Raw genomic sequence first — 14067 nt, 5'->3', positions numbered from 1 at the left:
CGACATAAATGTCACCATTTTTAAATCACGGTCACAAAAGAGTACGCCGACAGGGTACTGCATTGATGGCTGACAGCCTGTCCATTGGGGAAGGTTGTTTATCTCACTCGCTGAATTTCAGGAGCTATTACTATGCGTAACTTTGATCTCTCTCCACTTTACCGTTCTGCTATTGGTTTCGATCGTCTGATTAACCTGCTGGAATCCAATCAGGGCCAGAGCAACGGCGGCTATCCTCCGTATAACGTCGAGCTGGTGGATGAAAATCACTACCGGATTACCATTGCCGTGGCAGGATTCGCTCAGAGCGAACTGGATATCACTTCCCACGACAATCTGCTGATTATTCGCGGTGCGCATGCTGATGAGCAAACTGAGCGCCAGTATCTCTATCAGGGCATCGCCGAGCGTAACTTCGAGCGTAAATTCCAGCTGGCCGAGCACGTGCACGTCCGTGATGCACGTTTAGAAAATGGCCTGCTGTATATCGAACTGGAGCGTGTGGTTCCTGAAGCCATGAAGCCACGCCGTATCGATATTCTTAGCTAATTGCGACGTTGTTACAGCAGCCAGCACCCGTCTGGCTGCTGAATTATTGCTGGTGCTGCCGCACATTGCGCGATGGCATCAGCATTCCGCCAAACATATTGAGTAACAGTCCGGCGATAATTATCCCCGCGCCGACCATCTGCATCAGTGACAAGCTTTCATCCAGCAGTAAAGCCGCACTAATAATACCTACCACCGGCACCAGTAATGCCAGCGGCGCAACCCGCCAGGTTTCATAACGCTTCAGCAAACTCCCCCAGATGGCATAGCCGACAATAGTGGCGATAAACGCCAGGTAAATCAGCGCCATAATGGTTGTTGAGTTAATGTTTATCAGGCTGGAAATCATCGCTGACGAACCGTCATACAGCCAGGAACAGGCCAGAAAAGGCCCCACGGGAATCAGCGCGCTCCAGACCACCAGCGACATCACCGGCACCTGACTATTACGCATAATCACCTTATTGGTGATATTGCCCAGCGCCCAAGACAGCGCCGCTGCCAGTGTCAGCAGCAGAGTGACAACAGTGATACCGCCGCTCTGATTCGCCATCCCGGCCTCTGCCAGCACCAGCATACCGGCCGAAGCCAGCAGAATGCCGGCAATATGGTTCCACTTCAGCTTTTCAGACAGCAACACTGCGCCGAGCAGAATGGTGAAAAAGGCCTGAGCCTGAATCACCAGTGAAGCGATACCGGCTGGCATTCCCAGCTTGATTGCCAGGAAAAGAAACGCGAACTGACCAAAACTGATGGTCATACCATAAGCCAACAGCCATCTGAGCGGGACTTTCGGCGGTTTGATAAAAAGGATTGCCGGAAAAGCCACCAGTGCAAAGCGCAAGCCGGCCAGAAGAAATGGCGGCATATCGTGGAGACCGACTTTAATCACCACAAAATTCACTCCCCAGGCGATTACTACGCAGAGAGCCAGCAGCATATCTTTGACCGACATAGCGTTATCCTTCTTTAAGCGTTTACACCCCTTCAGCGTGGGCGCGATCGATCTCTTCGGCGAGAATTTTAATGCCTTTCTCGATAGTCTCGCTGTCCGGCACGTAGTTCATGCGCATGCACTGATGAGTATGCGGCCATTCGTGCTCCAGCCCCGGGAAGAAGAAGTGGCCCGGTACCATCAATACGCCGCGCTGCTTCAGGCGCTGATAGAGCACTTCGGTGGTAATCGGCAGATCTTTAAACCACAGCCAAAGGAAAATAGCGCCTTCTGGTTTGTGAATCAGGCAGCGATCTGCTGATAAATAGCGGCGAATGACGGCAATCGTCTCAGTTACGCGCTGCTGATAGAACGGCTTAATGACGTCGTTCGAGAGCCGCAGCAGATCGCCGCGCTTGATCATTTCATTGGCTATCGCCGGGCCAATACTGCCTGGTGCCAGGCTGATGATGCCGTTCATATTACCGATCGCCGAAATCACTTTTTCGTCGCCAATAATAATGCCGCAGCGTGAACCCGGCAGGCCGAGCTTGGACAGGCTCATGCACAGAATAATGTTGGGATTCCACAGCGGGCGCACATCGCTGAAAATAATGCCCGGGAAGGGAACGCCGTAGGCATTGTCGATCAGCAGCGGGATATCATGCTGTTGCGCCAGTACGTCGAGCTTCATCAGCTCTTCATCGGTAATCACATTGCCGGTCGGGTTGGTTGGGCGTGAAACGCAGATTAACCCGGTATCCTCGGTGATCGTTAAATGCTCGAAGTCGACGTGATATTTAAACTGGCCTTCCGGCAGTAGCTCAATATTCGGCTTGGCGGAAACAAACAGATCCTCATCCAGCCCGGCGTCGGCATAACCGAGATATTCCGGCGCCAGCGGAAACAGCACGCGCTTCTTGCTGCCGTCGGCGCGACGCCCGGCATAAAGATTAAACAGATAGAAGAACGCGCTCTGACTGCCGTTAGTTAAGGCAATATTTTTCGGCGAAATTTGCCAGCCAAGATGTTCGCGCAGCATCTCTGCCAGCGCATCCAGCAGCACGGTTTTGCCGCGTGGTCCATCATAGTTACACAGTGCATCAGTCAGCTTGCCTTCATCATGCATCTGCTGCAACAACTGCTGAAAATAGTCATTCATCGCCGGAATCTGGGCCGGATTACCGCCGCCCAGCATCACTGTACCGGGGGTGCGTAAGCCTTCGCCCATGTCTTCCATCAGGCGGGTGATGCCTGAGTGGCGGGTAAATTTGTCACCAAAAACGGAAAAGGTCATAGCGTGTAAATCATTTGTTAGCGCAAAAGGTGAGTCACCATAACGCCAGAGGAAAGGGGGTGCAATGGCTATCACAAATATAAAACGAGGCGGCCGAAACAGGTTCCGGGAGCCGTTTTCAGCTCCCGGAATCTGGGGGTTATTTCAGCAATTGCGGGTTAACGCAGTTTTTCTCAACTTTACCGCTCAGCGCGGCAATCAGGTTATCAACCGCATCCTTTGCCATTCCGTAGCGCGTTTCATGGGTAGCGGAACCAATATGCGGCAGTGCCACGACATTCGGCAGCGTCAGCAGCGGCGAATCAACCGGTAACGGTTCCTGCTCGAACACGTCCAGACCGGCGGCGTGAAGGGTGCCGTCTTTCAGCGCGTCAATCAGCGCCTGCTCGTCGACCACCGGACCGCGTCCGGCATTAATTAAAACTGCGCTGCTCTTCATTTTTGCCAGCTGCTCGCGACCAATCAGATGATGGGTTTGCTCGGTCAGTGGCAGGCTGATGCACAAAAAATCGGACTCTTTCAGCAGGGTGTCGAGATCGCAATACTGCGCGTCGAAACGCTGTTCAGCTTCTTCATGATGCTTACGCGCGTTATATAAAATTGGCATGCTAAAGCCGAGATGCGCACGCTGCGCCAGCGCCAGACCGATGCGGCCCATGCCAAGAATACCCAGTTTTTTATGATGAACATCGATGCCGAACCAGTCCGCACCGATACTGCTTTGCCATTCACCGGCCTTCACGCGTTCGGCCACTTCTACCACCCGCCGCGCCGAAGAGAGCACCAGCGCCATCATGGTATCAGCGACGGTTTCCGTCAGCACGGTCGGCGTGTGCATCAGCAGCACGCCACGCTGATTCAGCGCGTCGACGTCAAAGTTGTCATAACCGACGGAAACGGTCGAGGCGACGCGCAGTTTTGGCGCTTTGGCCAGAAAGGTGCCATCCACTTTGCCGCCCGAACCGAGAATACCCTCAGCCGATGCGAACGCTGCGGCGTGCTTCTCCAGGTTCTCTGCGGTCAGGCCATCGATTTCGGTTACGGTAAAGTGTTCATCAAGACGCTGGCGTAAATCGTCAGGTAAGGATTTATACAACACCACTGAAGGCTTCATGCGTTTCTCCCTGTTAAAGCAATTTAATGCGCTGAGGGCGACACGCATGTCGCCCAGGATTATGTTAACGACCTGGCCATTTTCAGGCGGATTTTGCGCCCTGACCCATCGGCTGCTGCTTGTTGTCGGCGGGTTTAACGATCAGCGTCAGCCAGACCGCAACCAGTAATGCCGCACCCATAAAAATATAGGATGCCGACGGGCTACCGGTAGCACCGTTGAGATAGCCGACAAACCATGAGCCGGTAAACGAACCGAGTGCGCCCATGCTGTTGATCAGCGCCATTGCCCCGCCGGAAACATTGCGCGGCAGCATTTCAGGAATGATGGCGAAGAACGGGCCATAAGGTGCATACATTGCCGCTCCGGCAACCACCAGTAGCGCATAAGACATCCAGAAATTACCCGGGCCAACCAGATAGGAACCTAAAAAGGCCAGCGCACCAATTAACAGCAGCGGCCAGACAAACAATTTGCGGTTCTGTAATTTATCCGATGCCCATGAAACGATAATCATCGCAATGGTAGCGGCCAGATAAGGCACCGCAGAAAGCCAGCCAGCTTCTACCATACCCATTTGTGTGCCGTTGCGCAGTATTGATGGCAGCCACAGCACGAAACCATAAACCCCAATGCTCCAGGCGAAATACTGCATGCACAGCAGGATGACATTGCGCGATTTAAACGCTTCACGGTAGTTGGGTACCGCTTTAATGCTCTCCTGCTCTCTTTTCAGCTCAGCTTGCAGCGCGGCTTTTTCGTCCTCGCTCAGCCATTTTGCCTGCGCCGGTTTGTCCTGCACCAAAAACCACCAGGCGATGGCCCAAATTACCGCCGGGAAGCCCTCGATGATAAACATCTCGCGCCAGCCGTAGGATTCGATCAGATAACCGGATACTACCGACATCCACAGCACCGTCACCGGATTGCCGAGGATCAGGAAGGTATTGGCGCGCGAGCGCTCCGATTTGGTAAACCAGTTACTGATATAAATCAGCATGGCGGGCATCACCGCCGCTTCCACCACGCCGAGAATAAAACGAATGGCGGCCAGCATCGGAATATTACTGACGATGCCGGTCAGTGACGCACAGCCCCCCCACAGGATCAGACACCAGAAAATCAGCTTTTTCACGCTGCGGCGTTCAGCATAAATCGCGCCGGGGATCTGGAAGAAGAAATAGCCGAGGAAGAACAGCGCGCCCAGTAACGATGACATGCCTTTGGTAATGCCTAAATCTTCATTAATCCCGGCTGCTGAGGCGAAACTGAAGTTCGCCCGGTCCAGATACGCCAGACTGTAGGTGATAAACACGATGGGCATGATGTACCACCAGCGTTTAGGCGCGATCGTATGCTTTTTCATAATCTAATCCTCTGTTGAGGTGGCCGCATTCTGGTCCACTGGGGATCGATGCGATTTTATTTTGTAGCAGGGACTTGTGGTTCAGCCGACGACTAAAAGTCGCCGAGTTCAGCGCGCGTCGGTAGCCCTTCGCTGTCGCCAATCACCTGAATCGCCAGTGAGCCGATTTTGTTGCCGCGTTTAATCGCCTGCGGCAGCGACTTACCTTCCAGTAACGCGCTGATTACGCCAACCGCAAAGCCATCGCCTGCGCCAACGGTATCCACCACGTTTTCTACTCTGATCGCTTCCACCTGGCCTTTCTCGCCCTGTGCGGTTTTGTACCAGGCGCCGTCGCAGCCGGTTTTGATAATTACCGCTTTCACGCCCTTATCGAGGTAAAAGTCAGCAATCGCTTCTGGCTGGCTGTAACCGGTCAGGATTTTGCCCTCTTTCTCGCCGGGCAGTACCCAGTCGGCATACTCTGCCAGATGGTTCAGCTGCCGGATCATCTCCTGTTCGCTCGACCACAGCACCGGACGCAGATTCGGATCAAAAGAGATAGTTTTCCCCAACGAACGCATCTCTTTCGCCGCATATTTCGACAGTTCCAGCGAGCTGTCAGAGATCGCGGCTGAGACACCACTCAAATGTAAATGGCGTGCCGCGCCAAAATAGTCGCGGTTGAAGTCTTCAATCGAAAGATGGCTGGCAGCCGAACCTTTGCGGAAATATTCCACCAGCGGATCGGAGCCATCATCGACTTTTGATTTCAGTTGAAAACCGGTGGGATAGCGCTTATCTACCGTGACCTGACGATGATCGACCTGCTCTTTCTCCAGCTGCTGACAGGTAAAGCGGCCAAAGGAGTCGTCACCGACGCGGCTGACCCAGCCGACTTTCAGCCCCAGTCGTGACAGGCCGATCGCCACATTCAGCTCGGCGCCGGCGATACGCTTGATAAAGCTCTCTGCGGCGGCCAGATCGCCAGTTTCGCGCGCGACAAACATCGCCATCGCTTCACCGATGGTTACTGCATCCAGCATGCCATTGCTGTTAGTTGTCATCAGGGTTACTCCTCTCGCAGCAGGTTGACGTAATGGCGTGTAACGGCCACCAGGTCGTCACCTTCTAACGGAAATTCGATGCCGCGCGGAGCGGCGGCAGGCAGCAGCTTAAGCAGCTCACGCCAGAGGTTATCGGCGTCGTCGAGTGCAATGGCGCGGAAAGAGTTGCGATGGGGCGTGGCCGCCTTAACATGAATGTAGCTGACAAAACGCCCCAAACTGTCGGCCGCTGCGCGCGGGTTATCGCCCACCCACAGCCAGTTGCCCATATCAAACGTCATGCTGTTTGGCATACGCGCCTCGGCACAGTCAGCGAAAAACTGTTCCAGCGCCTGCTGCTTGCCGCAGTCGGTTTGATCGTTTTCTACCACCACGTGCAGCGAATAGGCCGCCAGCTGCTGATGCAGTGCGTTGCAGTCAAAACCGGGCGTGTAATGGCCTAAGGAGAACTTAAGCAACTGGGCATTCAACTGTTTTGCTTCAGCTACACGCTGATCCAGCGCCGGATTGAGCGTGCCATCCGCCATAAACAGTGCTTCTGGCACAGAGTAGAAGGCGATCAGCTGATGCTGCGCAATCGCGGTTCCCAGTTCGCTTAGCTGTTGCAGTTCGCTATTGCTCAGCAATTCACGGCGAATCTCAACGCCATCCGCTCCGGCTTCAGCAATAATCGGCAGCAGCGCTCGCTGGCCCCCTAAGGCTTCAACTCGTTGATGACCATACGCAGCGGTCACGACAATCACTTCTCTCTTCATCTTTATTCTCCGGCCCCGTCGCCTCGACGTTATAAAAACGTTAAATGGAACCGGTTCCAAAGCAAAGTACCAGAGTGTGAAATTATGATCGCGCTCACGATGTGAGCAATTATTAGCAGGGTATTGTCTGAATTAAGGCGGGTGAAACGTCAGGGGGAAGTGACCTCCCCCTGCGCATTATATCGGCTGGGATGAACCGCGAACCACCAGTTCAGCGGAAAACATCTGCTCGCCGATCGGCTCTTCGCTGCCTTCGATACGGCGAATAACCTGTTCCAGCGCGGTATAACCGAGCTGCCAGGTCGGCTGTTTTAAGGTGGTGATGCCGACGCCCGCCAGTTCTGCCCACTCCAGCTCATCAAAGCCAAGCAGGCCGATATCTTTGCCCCAGTGTAAATCGAGGCGGCGTAATGAACGTGCGACTTGCAGGGTCAACGCCCCATTCGCTACCAGTAATGCGCAGCGATGAGACTGATGACGTTGATAAAAATCCTGCAGGATAGCGTCGAGCTTCGCGCCCTGACTGAGCGCCACTTCGGCTTGCTCAGCGATCGCCTGTGGATGTTGCTGCGCAGTCGTTTTAAACGCCTGTAAGCGCTCAAGACGCGTATTGACCAGCCCGAGAGGTTCGCTGACGAATAAAATCGCCTGATAACCGTTAGCCAGCAGATGTTCGGTGGCCGCGGTAGCGGCTTCGGCATTATTAAGCCCAACCACATCACAGGCAAAATCAGGAATTTTACGGTCGATCAGCACCATTGGCAGCAGAGATTGCTGCAACATATTCAGCGCTTCTTCCCGCATGCCTACCGCATTGACCACAATGCCTTCTACCTGATAGCTGCTGAGTAATTGCAGGTAGTGGCGCTCCTGATCAACTTCGTTATTGGTGTTACACACCAGCAGGGTAAAACCCTGCGCGCGGCAGGCGGCCTCAATCCCGGAGAGGACATCGACGGAATAGGGGTTGGTAATATCGGCGATAATCAGGCCAATCAGTCGGGTGCGGCCACGTTTCAGTCCGCGTGCCATCTGGCTGGGGCGATAATCGAGATCGGCAATCGCCGTTTCAATGCGCTGTTTCAGATCGGCCGACAGCGCATGCTGCTCGCCGTTCAGATAACGCGAAACGCTGGTTTTTCCGGTGTTTGCCGCGTTGGCGACATCGCTGATGGTTGCTCGTGCAGCTTTGCGCTTCATGGCTTTCCTTTGGCGTTCAGATTCAGCCGAGACTAGCACAGCTTTTTTATCCGGCGTTAATTGCGCGTCGGGCAGGGGCAGCACGCGCCCCTGCTGGCGAGAGAATTACAGTGGGCTGAGGGTGATTTCCACACGGCGGTTTTGCGCTTTACCGCTCTCAGTATTGTTGCTGGCGATTGGGTTATCCGGCCCTAATCCGCTGGTGCGAATGCGGTTAGCCGCAACGCCCTGGGTAATCAGCGAGCTGCCGACGCTGTCTGCACGCTGCTGCGACAGTGTCATATTCAGCGCACGGGTGCCGGTACTGTCGGTATAGCCGATAATATTCACCGCGGTTTTTGGATACTCTTTCAGTACCATCGCCACGCCGGTCAGGGTATTCGCCCCGGCAGGTTTCAGCGAGCTGCTGCTGGAATCGAAAGTGACGTTGCTTGGCATATTCAGAATAATATTGTCGCCGTTACGGGTGACGCTGACGCCAGTGCCTTTCATCTGGTCGCGTAGTTTCGCTTCCTGCACATCCATATAGTACCCGGCACCACCGCCCAGAGCAGCACCTGCTGCTGCGCCAATCAGCGCGCCTTTGCCGCGATCTTTCTTCGACGAAGAGAGTGCGCCGACGCCCGCGCCTAAGGCGGCACCCAGTCCGGCTCCGATCCCGGATTTACCGGCCTGCGACTCACCTGTGTAGGGGTTAGTGGTACAGCCGGAAAGTGCGATGGTGCCGCTCAGTAACAAGGCGAGAGTAATAATGCTTTTTTTCATGGATTTTCCCTTAATCGAATTCACAGGTGCCAATGCACGTACACCTATAAGCGGCACGATTATGCCGCTTAATTATGAGGAAAATACCTAAGGTTAAGTCTTAAAGTGTAAAGTTAGACGTCTAAAGATTACGAGGATGGCAAAAGCAGTTAATAACATGATCGTTAACCAGCCCGCAGGCCTGCATAAATGCGTAACAGGTGGTCGAACCGACAAATTTAAAACCGCGCTTTTTTAATGCTTTTGATAGCTCGTCAGAAACCGGGGTTTTACTCGCAACCTCGGCGAGGCTTTTCAGCTGATTAATCTGCGGCTGGTTGTCGACAAAATCCCAGATAAAACGCGCAAAATCTTCGCCTCTGGCTTCCATTGCCAGCAGCGCACGCGCATTTGCAATAATCGCTGAAAGTTTACCGCGATGACGAATCAGACCGCTGTCCTGCATCAGCTCATCAACCTCTTTTTCGCCCATCAGCGCCACCGCTTGCGGGTCGAACTGGTGAAAAGCGCGGCGGTAGTTCTCGCGTTTTTTCAGCACCGTAATCCATGATAAACCCGCCTGTTGCCCTTCGAGACAGATCATTTCAAACAACGCGTTACCGTCGTTTTGCGGAATGCCCCATTCCCGATCGTGATAGGCAATATAAAGCGGATCTTGTGTGACCCAACCGCATCGCTGCATGACTAAACTCCTTATCAATAAAGGCGCAAAATTTGTTGTTTTTATCCTTGAACTGCTGCTTAATCGGTCAATAGTTAATCAATGGAATGAGATAACTCTCTGGCTGATTAATAATACTAACACTTCGCCAATTTGGCTCTTTCTCGGAGTCGTTATTATGCTGCAGAAAAGACAGTGCAAAGGTGGCCGTTTATCCGCTGGCGCGATGATGGTGACAGGGATTTTGTTCTATCCGATGGCGGCAAGCGCCTGGGATCAGTTATATGTCTTTGGTGATAGTCTGAGTGATAGCGGAAATAATGGCCGTTATACCTGGGATGGCAGCACACACCCGCTTTACGACGATATTCTGGCGGAAAAGATCAATCAGGCGCTGAAACCCTCAAAAGAAGGCGGTACGAATTTCGCCGCCGGTGGCGCGGTGGCAGTACCGGCACTGAATCCACAGGATAACACTCAGGATCAGGTGCAAAATTATCTGGCCGCCAACGGTGGGCGTGCAGACGCCGATGGCCTGTATATTCACTGGATTGGCGGTAATGATCTGGCCGCAGCGGCGATCAATCCGGCTGAGGCGCCGGATATTGTCAGCAACAGCGCCTTTGCTGCTGCCAGCCAGGTGAAGGAACTGCTGTCTGCCGGGGCGAATACCGTGATTGTCCCGACGGTGCCGGATATCGGTGCCACGCCAGCACTGCTGGAAGCCGTGATTCAAAGCGGGCTGACACCGGTCGCCGACGCGGCGCTGTCGGCCGCTTACCAGTCGCTGAACAGCCAGACCACTCTCAGCACCGCAGCGCGTCAGCAGGCGATTTACGAGGCGCTGTTTGCCGCAGCCGGTACTGCCACCTCGGTGCCGGAACTGCAAAAAGCGATAGCCGATCAACTGCTTGCCGCCTGGCAACAGATCAGCCGCCAGGCATCGGCGTTGACCAGCAGTTACAATCAGCAGGAAGAGCGCTACCTGGCGAACATCGGCGGCAATATCGTGCGCGTCGATGTTTATGGGCTGTTCAATGAAGTGCTGGCCGATCCGGCACGTTACGGTCTGAGCAATACTGCCGGTATGGCCTGTCCACCCGGCGTATCGGCGGCTGTCTGTGGCGTCTCGACGCCGGGCTTTTCCAGTGAGCAGAATTATCTGTTTGCCGATCGCCTGCATCCCAGTCCGGCAGTTCACCGGCTAATTGGTGATTATATTCAGTCGGTGCTGGATGCTCCGGCGCAGGTGGTAGCGCTAAATCAGGCCACGCTGGCGATGTCGCGTGATATGCGTAATACCCTCGACAGTCATCTGCAACAGCAGCGACACAGCGATAATCCGCAGGGCTCGCTAAGCGTTTTTGGCGGCTACGCCGGGCAGCGTTATGACTATGCCGCTAATCTTGCGGCAGGTAACGGCGATGCCACCAGCCATAATCTGACCCTTGGCGTGGACTATAAGCTGACGGATAACTGGCTGATGGGCGTGCTGCTTTCCGGCTCCAGTGATAATCAACAACCGACGCCTGGCTACGATTATAAAATGCGTGGCTGGCTGGTCTCAGCTTACAGCGAGCTGGACTTTTCCTCGGGCGGTTGGATAAATGCCGATCTGCATTTTGCCACCGCCGACTATGACGATATCTCCCGCCGGATAATCTTAGGCCCTGCCAGCCGCACTGAGCAAGGCAGTACCGATGGCAAGCAATTAGGCGGGCGGATAACCGCTGGTTGGGATTTCCCGCTTGCCAGCTGGCTGACTACCGGACCAACGCTGCAATATGCACTGGACTACAGCAAGGTATCGGGCTACAGCGAACAGGGCGATTCCAGCACTGCAATGCGCTTTAACGACCAGACCTACCATTCGCAAATTGGTGCGGTTGGCTGGCGAGTGGACTCGCGAATGGGCTGGGTGAATCCCTGGGCGCAAGTCAGTTATAACCATCAGTTTGGTGACGATGTCTGGCGAGCCGGTGGCGGACTGAAATCAACCCAAATCTCGTTCTCGCGTGATACGGCACAGCAGGATACCAACTGGGTTGATGTCAGCGTCGGTGCCAATGTGCCACTGGGCGAAGATGTCGCCGCGTTTGCTTCACTGTCGCAGAGCGCGGGCCTCAGTTCGGGTGAGCAATTTATGTATAACCTGGGGGTCAGCGCGCGCTTCTGATCTGGCTCTGAAACCAGTATCCATGCCGCTTTGCGGGCTATCAGGGCATCAAAGGTGAAGTTAAAATACAGTTAAATAATATAATTATCGGGTTAATCATAACTATGGAAACATTATGCCGTCCGATCTTGCCGTTATTCGTAATAAACTCTTCGCCTTTTTGGCATGCGCTGTCTTTTTGGCAATGATGATGGGCCTGATATTTATGGACGTGAACTGGATGAATAATGCCGTTCACGAGTCCTCTTTTACTGAAATCGCACAGGAACTGATTTTGGCTGCGATTGCTTCTTCATTTTTCATTGCCGCTGCGGGTCATGAGCAGTATCGCCCGAGCCTGCTGCTGCTGGGTGGTTTTTTTGGCTGCATGCTGATCCGCGAAATGGACTTCCTGTTCGACGAGATTCACCACGGTGCCTGGGTGTGGTTTGCGCTGGCGCTGGCGGCTTTTAGCCTGAGCTATGCCGCGAAAAATCTGGCAAAAACCCTGTCTGGTCTGGTTCATCTGCTGCAACATCCTGCCTGGAATATGATGGTGGCTGGCCTGCTGACGGTGCTGGTGTTTTCCCGTCTGTTTGGCATGCATCAGCTGTGGCAACATCTGATGCTGGACGATTATAACCGCACGGTGAAAAATATCGCCGAAGAGGGCAGCGAACTGCTGGGTTACAGCTTCTGCCTGTTTGCCAGCGTGCGCTATTTGTGGGAGCTGAAAACTGCCACGGTGAAGAAGCCCGTGATGGTGTGGCAGCAACAAAACTAATTTATTGTCGCGATTACGACCTTCCGCGCCGGATTCAGGCGATCTCCTGCGCTAAAATTGTTAGAATCGTGGAAGGACGTTAACTGCTGTTCGCTCCCGCTGCTTTACATTAACACCAACCAGAGACTGAGCCATGTCTGTCAAAATCTTAACCTCAACCATTATCGGCATGGATGCATTCCGTCATCATCCGCTGGAAGCGCTGGCGTCGGCGGAGCAAGGTACGGTCGCCGTATTCGACAACAATGCGCCGGTATTGTACGCGGTCACGCCCGACAGGCTGGCAGAGTTGCTGGCGTTTGAAGCGTCTGCCAGACAGGCGCGTTCGGATGTGACGCTGGAGGAGAGTTTGTTTGATGATGAACTGGCACACCCCGATGCGATTCCGGTTCCTGCCGGTAAATTCCCGATGTATCAGGGCTGGCAGCCGGATGCGGATTTTGTGCGTCTGGCAGCAATCTGGGGCGTGGCGTTAAGTTCAGCGGTGACGCCTGCCGAGCTGGCCTCGTTTGTCAGCTACTGGCAAGCGGAAGGACGGGTGTTCCACCATGTCCAGTGGCAGCAAAAGCTGGCGCGCAGCATACAGCTGAGCAGAGCGGCCAACGGTGGTCAGCAGAAACGGGATCTTAATCAACTTCCGGAACCCGACCAATCCATTCCTGATGGCTTTAGAGGTTTGCGATGAAAAACAGTAGCGACTTGCTGAAACGCATGCAGCGCTTAATGCCTGCGCATATTAAGCCCAAGTTTAAGGACAGTGCCGAGCTGTTTGCCTGGAACCAGGAGCAGGGACGAATCCGCTCGCAGGACATCGTTCGTGAAAACCGCGCAATGAAAATGCAGCGTATTCTGGGTCGTTCCGGCATTCGTGAACTGCACATCAACTGCTCCTTTGATAATTACCGCGTGGAATGCGCAGAGCAGCAGTACGCGCTGGATTGCGCACGTCAGTATGCGGAAGAGTTTGACGGCAGCATCGCCAGTTTTGTTTTCTCGGGTAAGCCGGGTACCGGTAAAAATCATCTGGCGGCGGCAATTGGTAACTATCTGATTCTTCGTGGTAAAAGCGTGCTGGTGGTGACGGTTGCCGATTTGATGTCAAATATGAAGGGCACCTTCAGCGGCAGTAAAGGCGTGACTGAAGAGAGCCTGATCCACGATCTGAGTACCGTTGATTTGCTGGTAATTGACGAGATTGGAATGCAGACCGAATCGCGCTATGAAAAGGTGATTATCAACCAGATTGTCGACCGTCGTTCCTCTTCCAAGCGCCCGACCGGGATGCTGTCCAACCTCGATATGGCGGGGATGAATACGCTGCTCGGCGAGCGCGTAATGGACCGTATGCGCCTGGGTAAAAGCCTGTGGGTACGCTTTAGCTGGGACAGCTATCGCAGCCGGGTGACCGGTGAAGAGTATTGACTGGCAAGGGCGGCAAAAA

At 54.1% G+C, this 14067-nt stretch carries 14 protein-coding genes; 5 read left to right on the top strand and 9 right to left on the bottom strand.

Annotation, left to right across the window (positions count from 1 at the left end; all coding sequences use genetic code 11):
* Nucleotides 1–132: 132 nt before the first annotated feature.
* On the top strand, nt 133–549 hold the full coding sequence (gene ibpA / locus ACP3TC_RS21620; RefSeq protein ID WP_313854714.1) for a small heat shock chaperone IbpA: 417 nt from the start codon (nt 133–135) through the stop codon (nt 547–549).
* Nucleotides 550–592: 43 nt separating this feature from the next.
* Here ibpA and ACP3TC_RS21615 read toward each other — a convergent pair whose 3' ends face one another.
* The 9 genes from ACP3TC_RS21615 to ACP3TC_RS21575 form a co-directional block, all read right to left on the bottom strand.
* Nucleotides 593–1504, bottom strand: a complete 912-nt coding sequence (locus ACP3TC_RS21615) for an EamA family transporter (RefSeq protein WP_313854715.1) — start codon at nt 1502–1504, stop codon at nt 593–595.
* Nucleotides 1505–1526: 22 nt separating this feature from the next.
* Entirely contained in the window at nt 1527–2780 is a 1254-nt protein-coding gene (locus ACP3TC_RS21610; RefSeq protein ID WP_313854716.1) for a valine--pyruvate transaminase, read from the bottom strand.
* A gap of 139 nt (nt 2781–2919) precedes the next feature.
* A complete protein-coding gene (gene ghrB, locus ACP3TC_RS21605) occupies nt 2920–3894 on the bottom strand; it encodes a glyoxylate/hydroxypyruvate reductase GhrB (RefSeq protein ID WP_426817240.1) in 975 nt (324 codons plus the stop codon).
* A gap of 82 nt (nt 3895–3976) precedes the next feature.
* On the bottom strand, nt 3977–5260 hold the full coding sequence (locus ACP3TC_RS21600; RefSeq protein ID WP_313854719.1) for an MFS transporter: 1284 nt from the start codon (nt 5258–5260) through the stop codon (nt 3977–3979).
* 92 nt (nt 5261–5352) lie between these two features.
* Entirely contained in the window at nt 5353–6306 is a 954-nt protein-coding gene (locus ACP3TC_RS21595; protein WP_426817239.1) for a sugar kinase, read from the bottom strand.
* Between the two features lie 5 nt (nt 6307–6311).
* Entirely contained in the window at nt 6312–7061 is a 750-nt protein-coding gene (locus ACP3TC_RS21590; RefSeq protein ID WP_313854722.1) for a sugar phosphate isomerase/epimerase family protein, read from the bottom strand.
* A gap of 177 nt (nt 7062–7238) precedes the next feature.
* Nucleotides 7239–8261 (bottom strand): LacI family DNA-binding transcriptional regulator, encoded by a 1023-nt coding sequence (locus ACP3TC_RS21585; protein WP_313854723.1) that lies wholly within the window; start codon nt 8259–8261, stop codon nt 7239–7241.
* 105 nt (nt 8262–8366) lie between these two features.
* Complete coding sequence (locus ACP3TC_RS21580) at nt 8367–9026, bottom strand: OmpA family lipoprotein (protein WP_313854724.1); 660 nt, start codon at nt 9024–9026, stop codon at nt 8367–8369.
* 121 nt (nt 9027–9147) lie between these two features.
* The gene (locus tag ACP3TC_RS21575; RefSeq protein ID WP_313854725.1) at nt 9148–9708 is read right to left on the bottom strand and encodes a DNA-3-methyladenine glycosylase I; all 561 of its coding nucleotides are present in this window, start codon (nt 9706–9708) and stop codon (nt 9148–9150) included.
* 205 nt (nt 9709–9913) lie between these two features.
* On the opposite strand from ACP3TC_RS21575, the gene ACP3TC_RS21570 reads away from it, so the two are divergent.
* The 4 genes from ACP3TC_RS21570 to dnaC all read left to right on the top strand — a co-directional run bounded on the left by ACP3TC_RS21570 (nt 9914) and on the right by dnaC (nt 14048).
* The gene (locus tag ACP3TC_RS21570; RefSeq protein ID WP_426818314.1) at nt 9914–11863 is read left to right on the top strand and encodes an autotransporter outer membrane beta-barrel domain-containing protein; all 1950 of its coding nucleotides are present in this window, start codon (nt 9914–9916) and stop codon (nt 11861–11863) included.
* A gap of 115 nt (nt 11864–11978) precedes the next feature.
* The gene (locus ACP3TC_RS21565) at nt 11979–12626 is read left to right on the top strand and encodes a hypothetical protein (RefSeq protein ID WP_426817238.1); all 648 of its coding nucleotides are present in this window, start codon (nt 11979–11981) and stop codon (nt 12624–12626) included.
* A gap of 133 nt (nt 12627–12759) precedes the next feature.
* The gene (dnaT, locus tag ACP3TC_RS21560; protein ID WP_426817237.1) at nt 12760–13311 is read left to right on the top strand and encodes a primosomal protein DnaT; all 552 of its coding nucleotides are present in this window, start codon (nt 12760–12762) and stop codon (nt 13309–13311) included.
* Complete coding sequence (gene dnaC / locus ACP3TC_RS21555) at nt 13308–14048, top strand: DNA replication protein DnaC (protein WP_313854730.1); 741 nt, start codon at nt 13308–13310, stop codon at nt 14046–14048. Before dnaT ends, dnaC begins: the two co-directional genes overlap by 4 nt.
* Nucleotides 14049–14067: the final 19 nt, after the last annotated feature.

It is taken from the genome of Winslowiella sp. 2C04 (genome assembly GCF_050037805.1).
In the GTDB taxonomy this organism is placed as follows: domain Bacteria; phylum Pseudomonadota; class Gammaproteobacteria; order Enterobacterales; family Enterobacteriaceae; genus Erwinia; species Erwinia toletana_A.
This window is presented reverse-complemented; position numbering and strand designations above follow the sequence as displayed.